Source organism: Streptomyces kurssanovii (genome assembly GCF_040677245.1).
Taxonomy (GTDB): Bacteria; Actinomycetota; Actinomycetes; order Streptomycetales; family Streptomycetaceae; genus Streptomyces; species Streptomyces kurssanovii.
Genome location: NZ_JBFAQK010000004.1, coordinates 126,957 through 150,078, shown reverse-complemented (window position 1 = coordinate 150,078; position 23,122 = coordinate 126,957). Strand labels below are relative to the sequence as shown.

General features: G+C 73.4%; 15 protein-coding genes and 1 tRNA gene. 8 read left to right on the top strand and 8 right to left on the bottom strand.

Features of this window, described 5'->3' with window-relative positions; genetic code table 11:
- Position 1: 1 nt before the first annotated feature.
- The 3 genes from AB0K36_RS05625 to AB0K36_RS05615 all read left to right on the top strand — a co-directional run bounded on the left by AB0K36_RS05625 (position 2) and on the right by AB0K36_RS05615 (position 4,559).
- Complete coding sequence (locus AB0K36_RS05625; protein ID WP_364588729.1) at positions 2 to 1,642, top strand: PP2C family protein-serine/threonine phosphatase; 1,641 nt, start codon at positions 2 to 4, stop codon at positions 1,640 to 1,642.
- Between the two features lie 172 nt (positions 1,643 to 1,814).
- On the top strand, positions 1,815 to 3,173 hold the full coding sequence (locus AB0K36_RS05620; protein ID WP_364588726.1) for a vWA domain-containing protein: 1,359 nt from the start codon (positions 1,815 to 1,817) through the stop codon (positions 3,171 to 3,173).
- A 60-nt stretch (positions 3,174 to 3,233) separates the two neighbouring features.
- Complete coding sequence (locus tag AB0K36_RS05615) at positions 3,234 to 4,559, top strand: FHA domain-containing protein (protein WP_364588723.1); 1,326 nt, start codon at positions 3,234 to 3,236, stop codon at positions 4,557 to 4,559.
- Between the two features lie 151 nt (positions 4,560 to 4,710).
- On the opposite strand, the gene AB0K36_RS05610 is transcribed toward AB0K36_RS05615, so the two are convergent.
- On the bottom strand, positions 4,711 to 5,697 hold the full coding sequence (locus AB0K36_RS05610; RefSeq protein WP_364588720.1) for a methyltransferase domain-containing protein: 987 nt from the start codon (positions 5,695 to 5,697) through the stop codon (positions 4,711 to 4,713).
- A 109-nt stretch (positions 5,698 to 5,806) separates the two neighbouring features.
- On the opposite strand from AB0K36_RS05610, the gene AB0K36_RS05605 reads away from it, so the two are divergent.
- From AB0K36_RS05605 to AB0K36_RS05590, 4 genes are all read left to right on the top strand, one after another.
- Positions 5,807 to 6,220, top strand: a complete 414-nt coding sequence (locus tag AB0K36_RS05605; RefSeq protein ID WP_307706465.1) for a globin — start codon at positions 5,807 to 5,809, stop codon at positions 6,218 to 6,220.
- A 254-nt stretch (positions 6,221 to 6,474) separates the two neighbouring features.
- A complete protein-coding gene (locus AB0K36_RS05600) occupies positions 6,475 to 9,849 on the top strand; it encodes an ABC transporter permease (RefSeq protein ID WP_364588717.1) in 3,375 nt (1,124 codons plus the stop codon).
- A 1-nt stretch (position 9,850) separates the two neighbouring features.
- Positions 9,851 to 12,655 (top strand): FtsX-like permease family protein, encoded by a 2,805-nt coding sequence (locus tag AB0K36_RS05595; RefSeq protein ID WP_364588714.1) that lies wholly within the window; start codon positions 9,851 to 9,853, stop codon positions 12,653 to 12,655.
- On the top strand, positions 12,652 to 13,602 hold the full coding sequence (locus AB0K36_RS05590) for an ABC transporter ATP-binding protein (protein ID WP_364588711.1): 951 nt from the start codon (positions 12,652 to 12,654) through the stop codon (positions 13,600 to 13,602). The genes AB0K36_RS05595 and AB0K36_RS05590 overlap by 4 nt, the downstream gene beginning before the upstream one ends.
- 96 nt (positions 13,603 to 13,698) lie before the next feature.
- On the opposite strand, the gene AB0K36_RS05585 is transcribed toward AB0K36_RS05590, so the two are convergent.
- From AB0K36_RS05585 to AB0K36_RS05555, 7 genes are all read right to left on the bottom strand, one after another.
- The gene (locus AB0K36_RS05585; protein ID WP_364588874.1) at positions 13,699 to 14,355 is read right to left on the bottom strand and encodes a DUF8010 domain-containing protein; all 657 of its coding nucleotides are present in this window, start codon (positions 14,353 to 14,355) and stop codon (positions 13,699 to 13,701) included.
- An 8-nt stretch (positions 14,356 to 14,363) separates the two neighbouring features.
- Positions 14,364 to 14,795 (bottom strand): acyl-CoA thioesterase, encoded by a 432-nt coding sequence (locus tag AB0K36_RS05580; RefSeq protein ID WP_364588708.1) that lies wholly within the window; start codon positions 14,793 to 14,795, stop codon positions 14,364 to 14,366.
- Between the two features lie 8 nt (positions 14,796 to 14,803).
- Positions 14,804 to 16,468 carry an energy-dependent translational throttle protein EttA gene (gene ettA, locus AB0K36_RS05575; protein WP_053557287.1) on the bottom strand — a complete coding sequence of 555 codons (1,665 nt, stop codon included), beginning with the start codon at positions 16,466 to 16,468 and terminating at the stop codon, positions 14,804 to 14,806.
- A 352-nt stretch (positions 16,469 to 16,820) separates the two neighbouring features.
- Entirely contained in the window at positions 16,821 to 18,233 is a 1,413-nt protein-coding gene (locus tag AB0K36_RS05570) for a Cys-Gln thioester bond-forming surface protein (protein ID WP_364588705.1), read from the bottom strand.
- Positions 18,234 to 18,520: 287 nt separating this feature from the next.
- Positions 18,521 to 19,021 (bottom strand): single-stranded DNA-binding protein, encoded by a 501-nt coding sequence (locus tag AB0K36_RS05565; RefSeq protein WP_364588702.1) that lies wholly within the window; start codon positions 19,019 to 19,021, stop codon positions 18,521 to 18,523.
- Positions 19,022 to 19,141: 120 nt separating this feature from the next.
- Positions 19,142 to 20,980, bottom strand: a complete 1,839-nt coding sequence (locus AB0K36_RS05560; protein WP_364588699.1) for a GTPase — start codon at positions 20,978 to 20,980, stop codon at positions 19,142 to 19,144.
- 6 nt (positions 20,981 to 20,986) lie between these two features.
- A complete protein-coding gene (locus AB0K36_RS05555; RefSeq protein WP_364588871.1) occupies positions 20,987 to 22,630 on the bottom strand; it encodes a dynamin family protein in 1,644 nt (547 codons plus the stop codon).
- Positions 22,631 to 22,945: 315 nt separating this feature from the next.
- Here AB0K36_RS05555 and AB0K36_RS05550 point away from each other — a divergent pair.
- Positions 22,946 to 23,018: transfer RNA gene (locus tag AB0K36_RS05550), tRNA-Arg, on the top strand.
- Positions 23,019 to 23,122: the final 104 nt, after the last annotated feature.

The window sequence follows — 23,122 nt, the reverse complement described above, 5'->3', positions numbered from 1 at the left end:
GATGGCGCAGAAGCACCGGCCGGCTGCCGGATCGACCTGCCCCGGCTGCGACGAACCCCTGGAGCCGGGTGACCGGTTCTGCGGGGCGTGCGGCTACGACCTGTCGGCCGTGCCCGCCGTGCCGCAGGACCGCCCCACCGTGGCCATCGGCACCCCCGTCGAATGGCCGGCGGCCACCGGCACCGACACGATGGGCACCCCGACACCGACACAGCGCGCCGCGGACGTGCCGGGCACCGACTCCGACGGCGGCGAACTGCCGCCGACGGGCACGCCCGGCGACCCGGCCCCCGAGGCCGCCGCCCGCGGCACCGGCGTTCCGGGTGCCGTCGCACCAGGTGCCGCCGCGCCGGGTGTCGCCGTACCGTCGCAGCCCGCGCACGGCACGGACGCCGGTGCGCCCGGCTCGCCCGTGCCCTCGCCCGCCCCGGCCCCGGCCCCGGCCCCGGCCGCCGAACCCCGTGCGGACGCCGGGGATCACGGCCATGAGCGTCCCGGCACCGGGACCGCCGGCCAGGCCGCCCATGGCCACGGGACGGCCACGCCCGGCGCGGGCGCCGCGGACCCGGTCACCGGAGCGGGGCAGCCCGCCTCTCCGGTGCGGTTCGACGACCCGCCGTCCGGCGACTTCGAGCTCGCCGCACCCGCGCCGGGTGCCGCACCCGACCCCCGTGCGCCGGCCGCACCGCCGGCCGCCGCCGTACCGTCCGGCGCCAAGCTCTGCGTGGCCTGCCGGGCCGGCCGGGTCGACACCGACGGCTACTGCGAGAACTGCGGCCACGCCCAGCCCCGTGAACGCGACCACATGGAGCAGGAGCTCGGTCCGGTCGCCGCGGTCAGCGACCGGGGACTGCGGCACCACCGCAACGAGGACTCGTTCGCCGTCTCCGCCACCGCCCTGCCGGACGGCTCACCGGCCGTCGTCGCGGTCGTCTGCGACGGTGTCTCGTCGGCGACCCGCCCCGACGAGGCGTCGGCCGCCGCCGCGAGCGCCGCCAACGAGCGGCTGCTGGCCGCACTGCCCCTGGGCACGCACCCGCAGCAGGCCATGCACGAGGCGATCGTGGCGGCCTCCGAGGCGGTCAACTCCCTGGCCGAACAGCCCGAACATGCCCCCGGCGAGGAGCACCGCCACCAGAACGCGCCCGCCTGCACGATCGTCGGAGCCGTGGCCGCCGGAGGCCTGCTGGTCGTCGGCTGGGTCGGTGACAGCCGCGCCTACTGGGTCCCCGACGACCGTTCGGGCCCGCCTGCCCGGCTCACCGAGGACGACTCCTGGGCGGCGCAGATGGTGGCGGCCGGCCTGATGAACGAGGCGGAGGCCTACGCGGACGAGCGCGCCCACGCGATCACGGGCTGGCTCGGCGCCGACGCCTACGAACTCGAGCCGCACACCGCCGCGTTCAAGCCGGACCGTTCCGGCGTGGTCGTGGTCTGCACCGACGGCCTGTGGAACTACGCGGAGGGCGCTGAGGAGATGGCCCGCGCCGTCCCCGTGGACGCGGCGGCACGCCCGCTGCACAGCGCCCAGATGCTCGTCGGTCACGCACTCGACGGCGGCGGCCACGACAACGTAACAGTGGCGGTCCTGCCGTTCGCCGTTCCGCGTCAAGGGGCAGGATCGGCTGAGGACATGGCCTGATACGACCCCTTCGCGGCCGCCGCTCCCGCCGGCGGCCCCGGCCGGCCTCCCGGCGGAGGCCTCGACCCGCAACCGTCCGCTGTCCCTGCCGCCTCGACCGACCCGCCGCCCGCGCTGCCGCTCCGCCGCAGCCGGGCGGAGCGCCGTGCGGAGCCCACAAGGAGCCGATCAGATGGCTGTTTTCTCCAAGTCCCAGGTGCCGCAGTTCTCGGTGGACGTGTACCAGAACGAATATCTTCCCGAGGGCGGCCGAGAGGTCAACGCGATCGTCACGGTCACCTCGACCGGGGGCGGCACCACCGGGGGCGCCCCGCTGCGCGGAGCGTCAGCCTCCGCTGCCGCCGTGCCCGACCAGGTCCCCGCCGCCGGTGTCGTGATCATGGTCGACTGCTCCGGCTCGATGGAGTACCCGGCGACGAAACTGCGCAACGCGCGGGAGGCGACGGCCGCGGCCGTCGACACGCTCCGTGACGGCGTCGCGTTCGCGGTGGTCGCCGGTACGCACAAGGCGCTCGAGGTCTATCCGGGCGGCGGCCGGCTGGCCGTCGCCGATCCGGCCACCCGCGCGCAGGCGAAGGAGGCGCTGCGGACCCTGACGGCCGGCGGCGGCACCGCGATCGGGACCTGGCTGCGGCTGGCCGACCGCCTGCTGTCCTCCTCCGACGCGGCGATACGGCACGGCATCCTGCTCACCGACGGACGCAACGAGCACGAGTCGCCGGAGGACCTGCGGGCCGCCCTGGACGCCTGCGCGGGCCGCTTCACCTGTGACGCCCGGGGAGTCGGCACGGACTGGGAGGTCAAGGAGGTCACCGGCATCGCGTCGGCGCTCCTCGGCACGGCCGACATCGTCGCCGACCCCGGCGGCCTGTCCGCGGACTTCACGAAGATGATGGAGAACGCGATGGGCAAGGAGGTCGCGGACGTGTCGCTGCGGCTCTGGACCCCGGTCGGCGTGGAGATCAAGTTCGTCAAGCAGGTCGCTCCGACCGTGGAGGACCTCACCGGGCGGCGCACGGAGGCCGGCCCCCGTGCGGGCGACTATCCGACCGGATCATGGGGCGACGAGTCCCGTGACTACCACATATGTGTGCAGGTTCCGGAGGCCGCGATCGGCCAGGAGATGCTGGCGACGCGGGTCTCGCTGATCGTCCCGGCGGCCGACGGCGGCGCTCCCGCCGTGCTGTCGCACGGGCTCGTGCGGGCGGTCTGGACGGACGACATGGCAGCGTCCACGTCGATCAATCCGCAGGTGGCGCACTACACGGGCCAGGCGGAACTGGCGCAGGTCATCCAGCAGGGACTCGAGGCCCGCAAGGCGGGTGATCTCGGCGGGGCGACCGCGAAACTGGGCCGCGCGGTGCAGCTCGCGGCGCGTTCCGGGAACGAGGACACCGCGAAGCTGCTTTCGAAGGTGGTGGACGTCGTCGATGCGGCGACAGGTACTGTGCGACTGAAGGCGAAGGTCGCGGACGCGGACGAGATGACACTCGAAACGCGCTCCACGAAGACGGTTCGCGTCAAGAAGTAAGCACGTACGAACACGAGTGAACGGCCCTCGGGCCGGATGAGGAGAGGGGGACGCGCCGACATGCCGACCTGCCCGAACGGACACCAGTCGGGTTCCGACGACTGGTGCGAGGTCTGCGGCCACCGCATGGCTCCTCCCGGTGCTCCCGCGGGTGCCGTACCGCCGCCTCCACCGCCACCGCCCGGCTACGGCTATCCCGGCCCGGCAGATCCGAACGCCACGGCCCAGGCCGAGCTCTGCCCGCAGTGCCGCACCCCGCGCGAGGCCATGGCCCCGTTCTGCGAGGAGTGCCGCTACAACTTCCTCACGCACACGGCGACGTCGTACACGCCCGTGGCACCGCCGCCGCATCAGCAGCAGGGTGGCCTGAACCTCCCGCCCGGTTTCCAGTCGCAGCCGGGTCCTCCCGGGCCGCCGGCGCAGCACGGGCCTCCGCCGCCGCCCCCGCAGCAGCAGCAGCAGCAGCGTGACCCGTTCGAGTACCAGAGCTCGCGGCCCTCGCAGGTGAACCGGCCGGCCGAGCCGCTGGGGCAGGAGTCCCCGGGCCACCATCAGCAGCAACCGCAGCAGCAGCAGCCGGGGGCCTTCCAGCAGCAGGGCGGTCCGCCGCCCCCGCCGTCGCCGTTCCAGCAGCAGCCCGGTCCCCCGGCGCCGCCCGCGTTCCAGCAGCAGCCTGGCCCGCCCGCACCGCCCGCGTTCCAGCAGCAGCCTGGTCCGCCCGCACCGCCGCAGCCGCAGCAGACCGGTGGCGGCGACGACTGGATGCTGCCGCCGCCCTCCCGGACCCAGTCGCCCCCGCCTCCGCCGGGGCACCAGGGACCGCAAGGGCCGCAGGGACACCAGGGTCAGCAGAGCCATCAGGGTCCGCCGCCGTTCCCGCAGCAGTCCATGCCGCCGCAGCACCAGCAGCATCAGCAGGGCCCCGGCATGCAGGGCATGCACCCGGGTCAGCAGCAGCCTCCGCAGCAGCAGGCCGCCCCGGCGGGCTGGACGGCGGTGGTCGGCCCGGACCGTGAGTACTTCATGGCGATGATGCAGCGCAGCGGCCCGGAGGCGACCGGTCTCAATCTGCCGGCCTACTCCCCCGAGCAGCACCTGCCGCTCACAGGGGGCCAGATCACGATCGGCCGCCGCCGGCAGTCGACGGGCGAGTCGCCGGACATCGACCTGTCGGTGCCGCCGGAGGACCCGGGCGTCTCGCACCAGCACGCGGTGCTGGTGCAGCAGCCGGACGGGTCCTGGGCGGTCGTCGACCAGAACTCGACCAACGGCACCACGCTCAACGGAGCGGAGGACCCGATCCAGCCGTACGTCCCTGTCCCGCTGAACGACGGCGACCGCGTGCACGTCGGCGCCTGGACGACGATCACCGTCCGCCGCGGCTGAGCGACCCGAACGGGGAGCCTCACCGCGACGGACGGCGATCCTGCCGACAGCCATGAATACGTGGTGCCGGGCGCGAGCGTTCAACCGCGGCACGGGAGTGTGGGGAGCGCCGCCGACGGCCCACGGGCCGTCGGCGGCCACGGCAGGCGCGTCAGTCGCCGGACGGTCCGAGGGGCCAGACGTAGGGCCCCTCGGGATCGTCCAGCCAGGCCCACTGCCGGCCCGCGCCGACGGTGACCCCGAAACGGCTGCGCTCCGGGCGGTGCTCCCCGTACCACAGGGCGAGCGCCTCTTCCGGGTCGAGGCTTCCCGCGGTCAGGCTCAGCATGAAGCGGAACAGGTCGTTCTCGACCGCGCTCCCGGACAGTCCGCCGGTCCCCGGTTCCTCGGGCACGGCCGTACCGCGCAGCGGCACGAAGTATGCCGAGGTCCGCAGGAAGCGGCCCTCCGCCGTGCGGCCGCCCGCGTCGTGACGGACCCGCAGGGCGATGATCCCGGTGGACAGCGGCGCGACGATCCGTGCGCCGTCGGTGCACTGGGCGGGCCAGGCGTAGGGCACCGCCGGCAGGGTGCAGGTGGCGATGACGCGGTCGAACGGGGCGCGCTCCGGGCAGCCGCGGGCGCCGTCGCCGGTGACGACCGTGGGGCGGTGCCCGGCGGCCGACAGATGCGCGCGGGCGGACTCGGTGACCTCCGGGTCGAGGTCGATCGTCGTCACGGCGGCGTCGCCCAGCCGGTGTGCCAGCAGCGCGGCGTTGTATCCGGTGCCCGCCCCGATCTCGAGGACCCGGTTCCCGTCGGTGACCCGGAGCGCGTCCAGCATCAGGGCCATGAGGGAGGGCTGGCTGCTCGACGACAGCAGCTCCCCGTCGCGCAGGCGGGTGGCCAGCGGCTCGTCCGTGTAGGCGCCGCGCAGCCAGCCGGCACGCCGGCCGGGGTCGGGGTCCTCGCGCCACAGGCGTTCCCACGCTCCCGCCCGGGGTGTGAAGTAGTACGGCACGAAAAGATGCCGCGGCACCTCTTCGAACGCCGCCCGCCAGGCCGGATCGGTCAGCCCGCCGTCGGCAACGATCTCGCGCACCATCGCCCGCCTCGCTTCGGTGGCGGCCTCGGCGAATCGATCCCGGTTCTGACCCATATGTTCACTTTGCTGCGTAGACGCACATGAGGCGAGCCTCCATGCCGGGCGCCGCACGGAGTCTCAGGGGCCACAAGGGCCTCGGCCCTGGGCGGGTCGGTCTGAGAGCATGGGGGGCGTGAATGAGATTCGGCGCGGGACGCTTCAGGAGCAGACCTTCTACGAGCAGGTCGGCGGCGAGGAGACCTTCCGGCGCCTCGTGCACCGCTTCTACGAGGGCGTTGCCGAGGACCCGCTGCTGCGGCCGATGTACCCGGAGGAGGACCTCGGGCCGGCCGAGGAGCGGCTGACGCTCTTCCTGATCCAGTACTGGGGCGGGCCGCGCACCTACAGCGACAACCGCGGCCACCCCCGGCTGCGGATGCGGCATGTGCCGTTCACCGTCGACAGGGCGGCCCACGACGCCTGGCTCAAGCACATGCGTACGGCGCTGGACGAGCTGGGCCTCGCCGAGGAGCACGAGCGGCAGCTGTGGGACTACCTGACGTACGCCGCCGCCTCGATGGTGAACACCCCGGACTGACGGATTCCCCGGCGGTCCCCCCGCCGGGCCGGTCCCCTCACATCGGCCTGTCCCGCCGGTCGCACCAGGCTGTCCCTCCGGCCTCCTACGCAACGGCCTCTGAACCGAATCCGGGACTCCGTCGCCGGATAACGGTCACGATCAGATGAAGGTCGTGGTGCAAGCGGTTTCCACGGACCCGTGTGCTCTGAAAGCATCCATGGACGGGGGGCGGCGGGGGCGCCGACACGTACCGGCTGTGGGGTGGGGGACGGGTGACGGGGTTCGTACTACTGCGCGTCAGGGCGCACCGGCTGCTGCTTGCCGCGGCACTCCTGGCGGTTCTGCTCACGACCTGCGTGCTCGCCTCGCTCGCCGCCTTCTCCGGTTCCGTAGGGGACGCCGCGCTGCGGCAGACCCTGGACGGGCGGGACGCGGCCGCCGCCGCGCTGACCGTCACCGCCAAGATCCCGCCGGAGCGCCGCGAGGCGGCGGAGGAGGCCGTCGTCCGAGGGGCCGAGCGGTCCTTCGACGGACTGCCCGTGACGGTGCACAGGCTCGAACGCTCGGGGACGTACGCACTCCCGCAGTCCCTCCAGGACCCGGAGGCGCGCAAGGGCGAGCCCGACCTCACCCACTTCGCCGCTCTCGACGAGAGCCGGATCACGATGGTGTCCGGTACCCGCCCGGGCCCCGCCGACGCCGGGGTCGTGCCGGTCGCGCTGCCGGAAGTCGCCGCGAAGCGGCTCGACCTGAAGCCCGGCGCCCGCCTCACCCTCACCGACCGGCTCTCCGACAAGCCGATCACCGTCCATCTGACCGGCCTCTACCGGCCGGCGGACGGCAACGATCCCTACTGGCAGCTCGACAGCCTCGGCGGCCGCGGCGTCCGGTCCCTGGTCTTCACCACGTACGGTCCGCTCCTCGCCCACCCCTCGGTCCTCGCCTCCGACGGTGTCGCCGCCGGGGACGCGGCCTGGCTGGCCACCGCCGACTTCCGCACCGTCACCACCGACCGCATCGGCGCGTTGCGCGCCACGGCCACGAGCGGCCCCCGTTCGCTGGCCAAGGACCCGGCGTTCGCGTCCGGCGCGACGGTGCGCACCGCCCTGCCGACCGTGCTGGCCCAGAGCGAGCGGGCCCTGCTGGTCGCCCGCTCCACCCTGATGATCGTCGCCGTGCAGCTGGTGCTTCTCGCCGCGTACGCCCTGCTGCTGGTGGCCCGGCTGCTCAGTACGGAGCGGACCGGCGAGACCGATCTGCTGCGCGCCCGCGGCGCCTCACGCCGGCGCATCATCTCGCTCGCCGCCGTCGAGGCCCTGCTGCTCGCACTCCCGGCCGCGCTCTGCGCGCCCCTGCTGTCGGGGCCGTTGACACGCCTGCTGGCCGAGCACTCCACGCTCGCCAGGAGCGGACTGCGGCTCGGCGAGGCGCCCACGGCGCAGGTGTGGCTGGTCGCAGCGGGGGTCGCGGTGTGCTGCGCGGCGGCCGTCGTGGCGCCCGCGCTGGCCGCGACGTCCGGGGCGCTGCGGCTGCGGCGTGGCCGAAGCGGCACGCTGCCCGCTCCGGTCCGGGCCGGCGCGGACGTGGGGCTGCTGGCCGTCGCGGCGGTCGCCTACTGGCAGTTGGACCGGCAGACCGGTTCCTCCGGCGGTGGGGCGATCAGCGGTGACCGGGAGGGAGATCTGGGCATCGATCCCCTCCTGGTCGCCGCACCCGCCTTGGCCCTGCTGGCCGGCACCGTCCTGACGCTGCGTCTGCTGCCGCCCGCGGCCCGGCTCGCCGAACGCCGCGCCGCCGGCGGCCGGGGCCTGCCCGCCGCCCTCGCGGGCTGGCAGTTCAGCCGCCGGCCGCTGCGCGGCGCCGGACCGGTGCTGCTGCTGGTGCTCGCCGTGGCGATGGGCATGCTGGCGATCGGGCAGAGTGCCTCGTGGGACCGGTCCCAGAGCGACCAGGCCGACTTCGGGGCCGGAGCGTCGGTGCGGGTGACGGACAGCGGGGCGGGCCGGCCGGGCGACATCGGCCTGTACGCGTCCCTCCCCGGCGTGCGCGAAGCCGCGCCCGCCCACCGCGCTCCCCTCGGGCTCTCCGGCAACCGGACCGCGACCGTGCTCGCGATCGACACGGCCCGCGCCGACGAGCGGCTCCTGCTGCGGGACGATCTCGCGGACGAGCCGCCCGGCACGCTGCTCGGAACGGCCACCGCCGCGAAGCGGGCCCGCCCCGGCGTGCTGCTGCCCGACGACACCCGCCGGCTCACTCTCGACCTGCGGATCACCGAGGAGAAGGCCCCCGCGGGTGCGTCGCCCTCCCGGCTCGCGCCGCAGGTCACCGTCATCGTCGAGGACCGCTACGGCCTGGCCTACCGCATGCCCGCCGGCCGGGTGGCCGCCGACGGCCGCGTCCGTCCGCTGACCCTCGACCTCGACGAGTCCTCCTCCGGAGGACGCACCGCCCCGGCCGGCCCGCTGGCCCTGACCGGGCTGCGGCTCGACGGCGCGATCCCGGACGGCCCCGCCACGGCGCACCGCCTGAGCGTCGAAGGGCTGAGCACCACCGGCGCCGACGGGACCTCGCGGCCCGTCGCGGCGGATCAGGACCCGCGCTGGGAGGGCGGTTACACCGAGATCCAGGCAGGCGAGCCCGGCACGCCGAGGCCGCTCCGCCCCGCCGCCTCCGGTTCCCGTCCCCTGGACCTCGGCTTCGGCGTCGGACCGGACCCGAAGGCCGTGGACTCGTGGGGCCGGCCCGTCCGCTCCGAGTTCAGCATCCTCGTCGCCGCCGCCCGGCCGGCCCGGCCCGGGCAGATCGCCGCCGTCGCCACGGACGAGTTCCTGCGCGCGGCCGGAGCGAAGCGTGGCGACGTCATCGATGTGATGCTGTCGGGCGAATCGCTGCGGGTGGAGATCGCCGGGACGGCACGGGCCCTCCCGACGACCGGACCGGGCGCCACCGCCGCGGCCGTGGCCGACGCCGGGGAAGGAGCGGCCACCGGCCGGCAGGACGCCGACGGCGGAGCCCTGTTGCTGGACCTGCCCACGGTCAACACCGAGATCGCCGCCCGGGGAGGGTCATCGCTCACACCCACCGAATGGTGGCTGAGCACCGAGCCCGGCAAGGCCGGCGAGGTCGCGAAGGCGCTGCGCGACCGCCCCGCCGCCGACCCCGGCCAGGTGCTCGTACGCGACGAGGCCGCGGACGAACTGCTCGGTGACCCGCTCGGCGCCGGACCACGCTCCGCGTTGATGGCGGTGGCGCTGGCGGCGGCGGCGCTCGCCGCGGTCGGTTTCGCCGTCAGCGCGGCGGGTTCGCTGCGGGAACGATCCGCCGAACTCGCCGTACTCCGCGCCCTCGGCGCTCCGCGCCGCCAGCTCGCGCGGCTGGTCGCGGCAGAGCAGACCCTGCTGATCGGCATCGCGCTGCTGGTGGGCATCGGCCTGGGTGCCGTACTGACCCGGGCCGTCGTGCCACTGATCGTCCTGACCGGGCAGGCCACCAAACCCGTTCCGGATGTGCTGATCGAACTGCCCGTGGGCCAAGTGGGACTGCTCCTCGCGGGTGTCGCCGCGCTGCCGCTTCTGATCGTCGCCGTCATCGCCCTGCGTCGCGCGGACCCCGCGGTGACTCTGCGCCACAGGGGGGACAACTGACATGAATCCGCGCTCCGGCAAGCACGAGGGCCACGCCCGGCGCACGGTCGCCCCGTGGGTCAGGACCCGGCTGCGCACCGCCCCGGGGGCCGCCCTGGCGTTCGGTGTGCTCGTGCTGCTCACCGCGTTCCTCGCCGCCGCGTTCCCGCGTGCCGTCGACTCGTACGAGAACCACGGCCTGCGGCACGACCTGAGCGACGCCCAGCCGTCCCGCAGTGTGCTGGAGGTGAGCACACCGCAGCCGCCGCTCGAAATACCGGAACCGGCCCGGGAGAAGTCGCTGCTCCCCGAACGCCTCGCCGAGGCCCACCGGGCCGTGGCCGGGCTGCTGCCGGAGCCGCTGCGCGTGGACACCGCACAGTCCGCGTACGGCGTGGAGACCGCCAAGCCCCTGGAGGGCACGGACCGTTGGCTGCCGCGCCCCGAGGGCGCGTCGCCGGAGTTCTCCGTCGTGGCGCAGAGCGGGCTCCGGACGCACTCCACCGTGCGTGAGGGCCGGCTGCCGAAGACGGACGGACGGGTCACGTCCGCCACCAAGGAGCTGGAGGCCGCGGTCACCGCGGAGACCGCGCAGACCCTGGGCATCAGGACCGGCTCCGTACTGCACCTGGGCGACCCCGGGGAAACGGCGCTGTCCGTACGGATCACCGGCATCGTGGACCCGCGCGATCCGCAGGGCAGTTACTGGTCCGCCGACCCGCGGCTGCGCGCCCCCGGGCTCCTCGTCGCGCCCGGGAGCAGTCCACCGGTGGCCTACTGGAACGCCTCGCTGCTGATCGCCCCGGACGCCGCCCCGGCGCTGCTCGGCACCCTCGGCGAGCCCCAGCCGTACTGGCGCTTCGCCCCGCTCACCGGCCACCTCACCGCACAGGACGTGCCCGCCCTCACCGACCGGATCGCGTCCCTGGAAGGCGGCCCGGGGCTGCTCGGGATCAAGGGTGCCGTCGACGAGAACGCCCTGCTCACCACGGACATGGACGGCATCCTCGCCTCCTACACCACGATGCGGGACGCCATCACGCCGGTCGTCGCCGTGGCCGCCTTCGGGATCGGCACCGTCGCCGCCGTCGTGGTGGCGATGACGGGCGGGCTGTTCGCGGCGCGGCGCCGGGCCGAACTGGCGCTGCTGCGTTCCCGCGGGGGTTCGTTGCGCGGCATCGGCGGCAGGCTGCTCGCCGAGACCGCCGTCGTCGCCCTGCCCACCGCGGCCGCCGGTCTGCTCCTCGCGGTCCTCGTCGTCGACGACGCGAGACTGCTGCCCGCCGTGATCGGGACGGCTGCCGTGGCGGTCATGGCCTGCGCCGCGCTGCCGGTGCGTGCGGTGACGCAGCACCGCAGGCCCCGTGTGCCCGGGGAACGCGACGACGTGGTGCTCGCCCGGCCGTCCCGGCGCCGTACCGTCGCCGAACTCACCCTCCTGGTCCTGGCCGTGGGCGCCGTCGTCGCACTGCGGCGGCGCGGCACCTCCGACGGCGCCGACCATCTCGTCAGCGCCGCGCCCGTGCTGGTCGGCCTGATCGCCGCGCTCGTCCTCGTGCGGCTCTATCCGCTGCCGCTGCGCTGGGCGGCGCGTCCCGCCGGCCGGCTGCGCGGCGCGGTCGGATTCCTCTCGCTCGCCCGTACCGGTCGTTCCTCGGCCGCGGGAGCCCTGCCGCTGCTGGCTCTGCTGGTCGCGCTCACGACGGCCGCGTTCGGCGGGTCGGTCCTGGCGGGCGTCGCGGACGCGCGGGACAGGGCAGCGCTGCTGGCGACGGGCGCGGACGCACGCGTCTCGGGCCCCGGCGACGTGCTGGCGCTCCCGAAGGGGGCGGAGCGGGCCGTGCGGGACGTGCCCGGCGTCCGGGAGGTGACGGCCGTGCAGGTCGAGCACGCGCTGACCCTGCCCGCCCGGAACCAGGCCGAGCGGTCCGAGCCGCTGCCCGTCTCCCTCGTCGGCGCCGATCCCGGCGCGTACGCGAAGCTCGCCCGGCACGCCGATCTCGGCGCCTTCCCCGCGGACGCGCTCAGGACCTCACCGGCCGCGGGTGACCCTTCCGGGGAGCCCGTTCTGCACGCCGTCGCCTCCCCGCGCGTCGCCGAACAGCTCGGCGAGGGAACGCACCGGATCAACTCGGCGGCCGGCCCCTTCACCGTCAAGGTCACCGCCGTACGGTCCCGGACGCCCGCCGTGTCGTCCGCGGAGTTCCTCGTCGTCGACGGCTCACGGCTCACCCATCGCGCGCCGACCGCGCTGCTGGCCACGGGCACCGGCATCGACGGCACGGCACTGCGCGCGGCCGTCCACGGCATGGACGACGACCTCACCGTGCGGCTGCGCGACGAGGCGCGGGCGACCTTCACCGACTCGCCGCTCCAGGCGGGCGCGGAACGGATCTACGCGGCCGCCATCGCCGCCGGCGCCGGCTACGCCGTGCTCGCCCTGCTGCTCTCGCTCATGCAGGCCGCGCCGGAACGGGCCACCCTGCTGGCCAGGCTGCGCACCATGGGCCTCACCACCCGTCAGGGCCGGCAGCTCCTCGGCCTCGAAGCACTCCCCCAGGCACTGCTCGCCGCCGTCGGCGGCATCCTCGTCGGCTGGGCCACGATCAGGCTCCTCGCGCCCGGAGTGGACCTGGTGCGCCTCGCGCTGGCGGCCGCGCCCGGCTCCGCGCCCCTGGACAGTGCGTCCCTGCGGGCCGACCCGTGGTCGCTGGCGCTGCCCGCGGCCGCCGTGGTGGTCCTGGCGGGGACCGTGGCCGCCGTGCAGGCGTGGTGGGCGGGGCGCCGCGGATCGATCACCGAACTCAGGGCAGGAGACACGCGATGACCGACACCACCCTGGAGCAGCTGGAGGAACGCGCCGCTGCCCACCGCGACCGGCCCTCCTACGGGCACGACGCGCTGATCACCTGCGACCGGCTGGTGCGGATCTTCGCCTCGGACGGGGTGGAGGTCCAGGCGCTGCAAGGACTCGATCTGCTGGTCAAGGAGGGCGAGTTGATGGCCCTGGTCGGCGCGTCCGGCAGCGGGAAGTCGACCCTGATGAACATCCTGGCCGGGCTGGACGTGCCGTCCGCCGGCGCGGCCCGGGTCGCCGGATGCGACCTGCTCGCGATGGACGCCAAGGCGCGGCTGCGCTACCGCCGCGAGGTCGTCGGCTTCGTGTGGCAGCAGACCGCCCGCAACCTGCTGCCGTATCTCACCGCGGCCCAGAACGTGGCCCTGCCCATGCAGTTGCGCGGCGGCAGCCGCGGCAAGAAGCAGAAGGCGGAGCGCGTACAGGAACTGCTGTCGATGCTCGGCGTCGACGACTGCCGCGACCGGCGTCCGCACCAGATGTCCGGCGGGCAGCAGCAGCGCACGGCGATCGCCGTCGCCCTCGCCAATTCGCCCGCGGTGCTGCTCGCCGACGAGCCGACCGGCGAACTGGACTCGGCGACCGGCGAGCAGGTCTTCGCGGCGTTCCGCCGGGCCAACGAGGAGCTGGGCACGACGATCGTGATCGTCACGCACGACCAGGCCGTCGCGGGCGAGGTCCGCCGCACGGTCGCCATCCGCGACGGCCGCACGTCGTCCGAGGTGCTGCGGCGTACCGAGATCGACGCGGAGGGACAGGAGTCGGTGGTGGCACGCGAGTACGCGATGCTGGACCGGGCGGGGCGCCTTCAGCTGCCGGCCGACTACACGGCGGCGCTCGGCATGGAGCACCGCGTGATGCTGGAGCTCGAGCAGGACCACATCGGGATCTGGCCGGACGACGCGGCGGAACGCTGAACGCGGCGGCGTTTCGGGGCGGGGCGCCCGGGGACGTGCCCCTCTCCGCGTGGCGGGCTACGCCGGGGTGACCGGCGAGGCGTCCAGCGTGGCGGGCTACGCCGGGGTGACCGTCAGGCCGCCCACGCCGTTGGTACGCAGGGCGATCGACCCGAAGGGCGTACGCAGCCGCAGCCACGTCCCCGCGGACAGGAGCGCCACGGGCATGCCGGGTCGCAGGAAGCCGAGCGACTGCGCGGCGTGCACGGCGCGCAGGGGAAGGGCCGTCGCGCCGACCGTGCGCGACCAGATCTCGCGGCCGATTCGGTCCCGTTCCGCACGGGTGCGCCGCTCCGCCGGGAGCGCCTCGTCACGCCCGCGGAACTCGGTCACGGCAGCGGCCACGGCCGCCCGCATCGCGGACACGTCCGGCAGCCCCGGCAGTTCCCGCCAGCCGCCGCGCGGCGGAAGCACACCCGCCCAGGGAGGACCGGTGACCGCCGCGGGCACGGCGAACTCCGCCCCCTCGAGCGACTCCAGCAGTTCCCCCGCGGAGACGGTGACGTCCAGCTCGACGGACTCCGCGAGCCGCGCCGTACGGATGGCGAGCACCTCGAAGGACGGCGGCCGCCCGAACACCGCGAGTGCCCCGCGCCCGGCCTGGAGTCTGACCGCGGCGGCGCGGTCGTAGTGGATCAGCCGGCCGAGGAAGGCGGAGAGGTCCTCCGCCTCCCTCACGTCGGCGAGACGCAGACTCTGCACGGGCACGGACATGGGAACGCTCATGCGGCGAGGGCGGCCTTGTCGAGGTACTTCTCGAGGAACGACTTCTCCTCGGCGCTGATCCGGCGCGGCCGCTGCGACTCGAGGTTGTACGGCACGACGACCGTCGAGGCCCGCACATAGACCGTGGCCGGATCGTCCTCCTCCTTGACCTCGTACGCGATGGTCAGGGAGGCGGCGCTGATCTTCGTCACCCACGACTCGATGATCACCGGCTCGTGCCGGTGGACCAGCGGCCGCACGTAGTCGATCTCGTGGCGCGCGACCACCGAGCCGCCGGAGAAGGAGGGCGAACCGTCCCCCGGCGCCAGCCGGAACATGAAGTCGATCCGCGCCTCTTCCAGATACCTGAGGAAGACCACGTTGTTGACGTGCCCGAAGGCGTCCATGTCCGACCAGCGCAGAGGGCAGCGGTAGATGTGACGGGCCATGCGCCGCATCAGCCCCGGGTGAGCTTCTTGTACGTGGCGCGGTGCGGGCGAGCCGCGTCCGGGCCGAGACGGTCGACCTTGTTCTTCTCGTACGACTCGAAGTTGCCCTCGAACCAGTACCACTTGGAGTTGCCCTCGTACGCCAGGATGTGCGTGGCGACCCGGTCGAGGAACCACCGGTCGTGGGAGATGACCACGGCCGCGCCGGGGAACTCGAGCAGAGCGTTCTCGAGGGACGAGAGCGTCTCGACGTCGAGGTCGTTGGTGGGCTCGTCGAGGAGCAGCAGGTTGCCGCCCTCCTTGAGCGTCAGCGCCAGGTTGAGGCGGTTGCGCTCACCACCGGAGAGGACACCGGCCGGCTTCTGCTGGTCCGGGCCCTTGAAGCCGAAGGCGCTCACGTACGCGCGGGACGGCATCTCGACCTGGCCGACGTTGATGTAGTCCAGCTCGTCCGACACGACCGCCCAGAGGGTCTTCTTGGGGTCGATGTTGGCGCGGGTCTGGTCGACGTAGGAGATCTTGACCGTGTCACCGATCTTGATCGTGCCGGAGTCCGGCTGCTCCAGGCCCTGGATCATCTTGAACAGCGTGGTCTTGCCGGCGCCGTTCGGACCGATGATGCCGACGATGCCGTTACGCGGCAGCGTGAAGGACAGGTCGTCGACGAGGACCTTGTCACCGAAGGACTTCGAGAGGTTCTCGACCTCGACCACGACGGAGCCCAGACGCGGGCCCGGCGGGATCTGGATCTCCTCGAAGTCCAGCTTCCGCATCTTGTCCGCCTCGGCGGCCATCTCCTCGTAGCGGGCGAGACGGGCCTTGGACTTGCTCTGCCGGCCCTTGGCGTTGGACCGGACCCACTCGAGCTCTTCCTTGAGCCGCTTGGCGCGCTTCTCGTCCTTGCGGCCCTCGACCTTCAGGCGGGCGGCCTTCTTGTCGAGGTACGTGGAGTAGTTGCCCTCGTAGGGCAGCGCACGGCCGCGGTCGAGCTCGAGGATCCACTCGGCGACGTTGTTCAGGAAGTACCGGTCGTGAGTGACGGCGACGACGGCGCCCGCGTACTTCGACAGGTGCTGCTCGAGCCAGTTCACCGACTCGGCGTCGAGGTGGTTGGTGGGCTCGTCGAGGAGCAGCAGGTCCGGGGCCTCGATCAGCAGCTTGCACAGCGCGACGCGGCGCTTCTCACCACCGGAGAGGTTGACGACGGGCCAGTCGCCGGGCGGGCAGCCCAGGGCGTCCATGGCCTGCTCCAGCTGGGCGTCCAGGTCCCACGCGTTGGCGTGGTCCAGGTCCTCCTGGAGCTTGCCCATCTCCTCCATGAGCGCGTCCGTGTAGTCGGTCGCCATGAGCTCGGCGACCTCGTTGAAGCGCTTGAGCTTGCCCATGATTTCCGCGGCGCCGTCCTGGACGTTCTCCAGGACCGTCTTCGACTCGTCCAGCTTCGGCTCCTGCATGAGGATGCCGACGCTGTAGCCGGGAGAGAGGAAGGCATCGCCGTTGGACGGCTGCTCCAGACCGGCCATGATCTTCAGCACCGTGGACTTACCGGCGCCGTTGGGGCCGACCACACCGATCTTCGCACCGGGCAGGAAGCTCAGCGTCACGTCATCGAGGATGACCTTGTCGCCGTGCGCCTTGCGCGTCTTGCGCATCGTGTAGATGTACTCAGCCAAGAGAAACCGTCCGGCAGGAAGTGGGTGGGCAGATACACCCATCTTGCCGTACGGCGCCCCCCGGACGGAAACCGCGTCCGTACGCCTGCGTGTGCCCCGGGCGGCCCGGCGACCCGGCCCCGCCCGTTCGCTCCCGAATCGGACGGCCGACGCCGCGAACCGGACAACCCGGACAGGCCCACGTCGAGCGGCCGGCGCGTGGACCGACAGGACCGGAGCGTGGACCGACGGGACCGGCGCCTGGACCGACGGACCCGGCGCCTGGACCGAACAGGAGGGGCCCGGCACGTCCCCGTGCCGGGCCCCTCCTGCGATCAGTTCACCTACGGCGCCACAGTGCGCGGCGGCCTGGTCACTCTCCGCCGGCCGACTTCTTCTTACGGAGGAAGAAGACCGCGCCGCCGCCGGCCAGCACCAGCACGATCGCGATGCCCGCGATCACCGGCGTGGCGCTGGAGCCGCCCGTCGCGGCGAGGTCACCCTCGAGTCCCGCGGACGTGCCGCCCGCCGACGCGGGGCTGGGCTGGGACGACGGGGTCTCCGTGCCGGGCTGGGCAGGGGCGCTCGCGGTCTTGCAGTCGAGCACGCCCTTGAAGTTCTTCTCGAACCCACCGGGACCGGTGATCGTGAAGTCGTAGGCCTGGTCCTCGGCCACCGGCACCGTCACCGTCCGGGACTCCCCGGCCTTGATCGTGTGCTTGAAACCGGCCAGCGAGAAGGTGAACGGAGCGTCACCCTTGTTGCCGGCCGTGATGTCCACGCCGCCCTTGGCGCAGTTCTTCTTCGCCGACAGGGAGGGGATCGCCCCCGCCTTCGCCCAGGTCGCGGCGGCCTGTGCCGAGACGGTGGACCGGCTGGATCCGGCCAGGATCTGCGTCTGGCTCTTGGTGGCACTGGCGAAGGCCCGTCCCACCGGCACCGACATGCTCGCCTGGACGCTCAGGGTGGCCGTTCCGTCCGCGGCGTCCTCGGGAACGTCGAAGTACAGCTTGCTGCCGTCGACCGCGGACGTCACCGGCTTACCGGCCTCGTCGGTGATCTTGATGCCGCTGGAGGCCGCGTCGGCGGGGGGCGCCACGGCGACCTGGCCGGCGTCGGTGCGCACCGTCACCGGGCCGAGCCGGCTGCCGGGCTTGCCGGAGACCGCGTTCGGCTCGAGGCTCAGCGAGGCCTTGGGCTCCTCGACGTCCGCCGCGGACTCCTGAAGCCAGTCGGCGAGCTTCTCCGCCTGCGGGTCGGCCGCCGTGACGTCCGCGCCGTCCGAGAACCGCCAGATGGCGACCTGGGTGCCGGCTGCGGCGGTCTTGTCCGTCAGCTGTCCGTCGAGCCCGGCGCTCCTGGCCAGTGCCGCCAGATCGTTGACCTGGGGGAACGAGTGCTGCAGGATCCAGCGGATCTTGCCGGCGTTCTCGTTGGCGCCCAGCGACGTCTGGTTCCAGGGGGTCTCCAGGTACTTGGCCTGGTCCTGGGTCGGGTTGTGGATGTCGATGCAGTACGTCTGCAGCTGGCCGCCGCCGTCGACCGTCATCTCGAAGAGACCCGCGAGGATCTCCTGGTCCTTGCCGTTGGTGTGCAGCACCGCCTGGTCGTACGTCTGCAGCCCGTCGAGCGTGGCGACCGCACCGCCCTGATGCTGGACGGCATCGTCGGCGGCTGCCGCGCCGGCGCCGGCGATGGATCCGGCGGCCATCAGGCCGGACACCACCGCCGCGGCGGCCAGACGGCGAGCGGCGCGCCGCCTGCGTACGGCAGACGTAGAGAACACAGCAAACACAGCAGAATTCCCCTCCGGGCGAGACCTTTTCGCGTGCGACGCGTGCGAGGCGTGCGACGCGTGGGGGGAGTGTCTCGCCAGCAGACTCAAGTGCCCCGTGAGTACCCGGGAATCCTATGGACGGCGCGCAGCGCGATGCCCGGTCATGCCGTCAGATAACCATTCCGACTCGAAATCGTTACCCCTGTCGGTGAGTTCACCCCCTGATCGTCCCCCGATCGCCCTTTTCCGCCCACCCGCACCCCCTGAGCAGTCGGACCGTTCTGCCTCAACTCCCGTCAAGAAACGGCGACAACGGGCGCTCCACGCGCCACGGCCTTCGCCTCGTCCGCCCCCTGCGGCGCCGTCCTGTCGACCCCCGCGGCCGTCCCCGGCGGCGCCGTCCCCATGGCCGTCGCGGACCTCTCGTCAGGGACCCGGCTCTTCACCACCCGCCGGAACGCCGAGGTCCCGCGGGTCAGGTCGTGCCCCACCGCCAGCGCGTCGATGTCCACGAACGTCCGCCGCCTGCCGTCCGACTCCTCCTCACGCACCTTCAGGCGGCCGTGCACGAGAAGCGGTTCCCCCACCGAAACGGAACCGGCCAGATTCTGTGCGAGCGAGCGCCAGGCGAAGACGGTGTAGAAGCTTGTCGGCCCGTCCGTCCAGTTACCGCCCCGGCGATCCCAGCGCCGCGAAGGAACGGCGAAACGGAATCGCGCCATCCCGCCCGTGGCCGTTTCCCGGTACTCCACATTCGTGGCGACATTCCCCACCACCGTCACCATGGTGTCGTTCATGACGGTCACCTCCCCGTCCGGTTGCATTTGCCCGATCGCTGTGGACCGGTCTCCATGCTGGACCGGACGGAAAGATCCCGCCGACGCCTGTGGACGGACGCCCCGCTGTGGACAACTCCGTCACCCGATCCGGGAACGCACCCGCCCCCGCAGCGGGCCCGGCCCGGACGACGCCGACCTCGCGGATCCCGACACCGTCGCGTACTGCTCCCGCACCTCCCGGTACCGCATCAGCTCCGCCGCCACCGGATCGAGCACCTTCGCGCGCCCGCAGCCGGCCGCCGCCTCCTGGAGGCGGCGCCGCGCATCCTGCCCGTACCGCCGCGCGGGGCCCTTCGTCGCGGCCGCGCATGCCCATTCGACCAGCGGTCCGCCCACGATGCCGGCGAGCATCACCAGCACCGGCGGAACCAGCCCCGGCTCCAGTACGCCCACGATCTGGCCCACCAGCCACAGGCCGCCGAAGATCTGCAGCAGCGTCATCGACGCCTGCGCGAGCACCGCGGCCGGCCACCACGCGGGGCGCAGCGGCCGCCCCTTGGTCTCCGCCGCCTCACGCGCCGCCAGTTCGTCCAGCGCCTCAGGAAGCCCCTGTGCGCCCCGCACGGCCGCTTCGCGTACCGCCTGGCTCCATGGCGCGGGCAGCCCGTGCGCGGCCTCGTCGGCGACCGTGCGGACCGCCTGCTCGACCCGCTGCCGCGCGGTCGGCTCCTCCTCCACGGGAACCGCCGGCTCGACGGCCGCCGCCCCGGGCATGCGCTTGCGCTCGTACCAGCGCCACAGCCGCAGCCACGGCGTCCCGCACGCGCGTCCCGCGTTCCTGCGCCATTCGCGCTCCGCGGCCTCGCCCGCCGCCGTCGCGCCGATCGCCTCCGCGAGCCGTGCCGAGAAGTCCTCACGGGCCCGCTCGTCCAGCCCTGTCCGGCCGTCGGCGACGTAGACGGGCCGCAACTTCGCCGCCGCCGCGTCGACATCGGCCGACAGTCTGCGCGCCGCCGCACCGCGGTCCTGCACGAACGCGCCGACCATCTCGCGCAGTTCGCCCACCCCCTCCCCCGTGAGGGCGGAGAGCGCGAGGACGGTCGCGCCCGGTTCGCCGTGCTCCCCCACCGCCATGCCGTCCTCGTCGAGCAGCCTGCGCAGATCGTCCAGGACCTGGTCGGCGGCCTCGCCGGGCAGCCGATCGATCTGGTTGAGCACGACGAAGGTGATCTCGGCATGACCGGCCAGTGGCCGCAGATAGCGCTCGTGCAGCGCCGCGTCGGCGTACTTCTCCGGATCCACGACCCAGATCACCGCGTCGACCAGCGCCAGGATCCGGTCCACCTGCTCGCGGTGCCGTACGACGGCCGAGTCGTGGTCGGGCAGGTCCACCAGCACCAGCCCTTGCAGCGTCTCGTCGCCGTCACCGCCCGCGAGGGGCTTGCGCCGCAGTCTCCCGGGGATGGCGAGGCGGTCGAGGAGCCCCGCCGCCCCCTCCGACCAGGTGCAGGCGATGGGCGCGGACGTGGTGGGCCTGCGCAGCCCGGTCTCCGCGATGCGCACTCCGGCGAGCGCGTTGAACAGCGTGGACTTGCCGCTTCCCGTCGCGCCGGCGATGGCCACGACGGTGTGGCGCGAGGAGAGCCGCTGGCGCGCGGCGGCCTCGTCGAGGACCCGGCCGGCCTCCGCGAGGGTCTTTCCGTCCAGTCGGGTCTGGGACAGCCCGAGCAGCTCGCGCAGGGCGCTGAGCCGGGCGCGCAGAGGGCCGCCGTACGTGCCTCCGACGGGCAGCTGCTCGTCGCCGATCTGGTCTCCTTCCCCCTCTCCGCCCACGCCGTCCTGACCGGTGCCGCCGTCGTGACCCGTGCCGCCGTCGTGACCCGTGCCGTCCTCGTTCCGCTGACCGACCCGGCGGGCGATCAGGCCGTCGTCCCAGCGGCCGCCGGTCTCGTTCTCGTCGTCGGTGATGGCGGTCACCCGCGGTCACCTCTCCTTCTGCAGTAGGGACAGCGCGGCGATCAGCTCGGCCTGGGGCTCCGGGCTCACCTCGAGCGCGTCGAGGGGCGCCAGCCGCCGCTCCCGCTCGCTGTTCAGTACGTCGTCGATGTACGTCGTCGCCAGCTCGCCGCCCTTGTCGCGCAGGCGCAGCGCGCTCTGTGCGCCGATCCGCTCGGCGAGCCGCTCACCCGCGCTGCGCGCCCGCCGCCCGCCCAGCAGCGACGTCGCGAGCAGCGCGGCCACCATCTCGGGGTCGGGTGCGGCGTTGCGCTCCATCCCCCGCACCTCTTCCTCGGCGAGCTCCTCCAGGACACGGCGCCAGCGCCGCACGGCCATCCCGATCCGCTCCCCCGCCTCCAGGTCGCGCCGGCCGCTGCGGGCGACGCCGGCGGCCGCGGGCTCCCGCCGCCAGGCGTTCTCGACCTGTTCGTCGGCGGCGGCGACGGCGCACTGCAGCAGCGCGGACAGACTGGCGACGAGGGAGTCCAGCAGCTCGGCGGCCGAGCTGTCGCGGGGGTAGCCGCGCCAGCGTGTGCGGGCGTCACCGGCCAATACGGCGCCGGCCCGCAGTTGCCTGCGGACCCGGTCGCGCTCCGCCTCGTACGCCTCCTCGACCGCGCTCGTCAGCCGTACGGCCGCCGCGTACTGTGCCGCGACCGCGCTCGCCAGCTCCGGCATCCGCATGTTGAGCGAGTCGATCACGCCCCCTGCCGTACGGCTGATGGCCTGCTGGCGCGCGGCGGGGTCCTGCGCCCGGTGGGCGAGCCAGGAGAACAGTCCGGCGACGGCGGTGTTGGGCAGCAGCCCGTTCGCGCCGCCGGCCGACTCGGGCAGCTCCGGGATCGTGAACCGGGGTACGTCACCGAGGCCCGCCTTCGTCAGCAGCGCCGCGTACTGGCGCGACACCTCCTCGACCACCTGGTGCGGCACCCGGTCGAGCACGGTCACCAGGGTGGCGTTGTACTCCTTCGCCGTGCGCAGCAGGTGCCACGGGACGGCGTCGGCGTAGCGCGAGGCCGTCGTCACCATCACCCACACGTCGGCCGCGCAGAGCAACTCCCCAGCCAGCAGCCGGTTCTCGACGACCAGCGAGTCGATGTCGGGAGCGTCGAGCAGTGCCAGGCCACGCGGGAGCAGGGAGGCCGTCTCGATCCGCAGCGCCTTCTCCTCCGCCGCCCGCCCGCCGCCGGCCCGCCCGCCGCCGTTGCGGCCGCCTGCCCTGGCGGGCAGCAGGTGCTCCTCCTCGGCGTCCTCCTGAGGAGGCATCCAGACCCGGGTGAGCTGCGGCAGCACCCGCATCCCGGCGAACCAGTGGTGGTCGTCCGGGTGGCACACCAGCACGGGCGTACGGGTCGTCGGCCGCAGCACCCCCGCCTCGCTGACCCGTCGCCCCACAAGCGAGTTGACGAGCGTGGACTTCCCGGCGCCGGTTGACCCGCCGATGACAGCGAGCAAGGGTGCTTCGGGATCTTTGAGACGGGGCACCAGATAGTCGTCGAGCTGGGCGAGCAGCTCGGCCCGCGTCTGCCGGGCCCGGGGCGCGCCCGCGAGGGGAAGTGGAAGACGCACGGCGGCGACACGGTCGCGCAGGGCGGAAAGTGCGTCGATCAGCTGAGGCCGTGCATCCAAGGTCACCACATGCGAAGAATGCCCAATTTTGGTGACTTTTTGAAGCGTATGACGATCTCTGCGCGCCGATCAGACAGATGGGACACACGGGACGAGTGGGACGCAGGCATAACGAGTGCACAACACCCGGGACGTGAGACGTCAAAAGCGGTGCACGAATCGCACCTGCCTGCGATTATCGGTTCGCTTCACCGAACCTCCACATCGTGCCACGCAGGCGAAGCAACCGGGTCAAGGCGATCGGAGCCCTATCCTTGTGCCCGGCAAGGTCACGGACCACCCGAGGGGGGCTCCAGGCCACCGAGGCCACCACCGGCCCCCGTAGCTCAGTGGATAGAGCAGGCGCCTTCTAAGCGCTTGGCCGCAGGTTCGAGTCCTGCCGGGGGCGCACAACGCGCACCACCTCGAGGCCCTCCGACCCGGAGGGCCTTTTCGTCGTCGGCACGCACCATGGACCGGCGGACGTATCGGACACGTAAGCGTTCGTCCGAT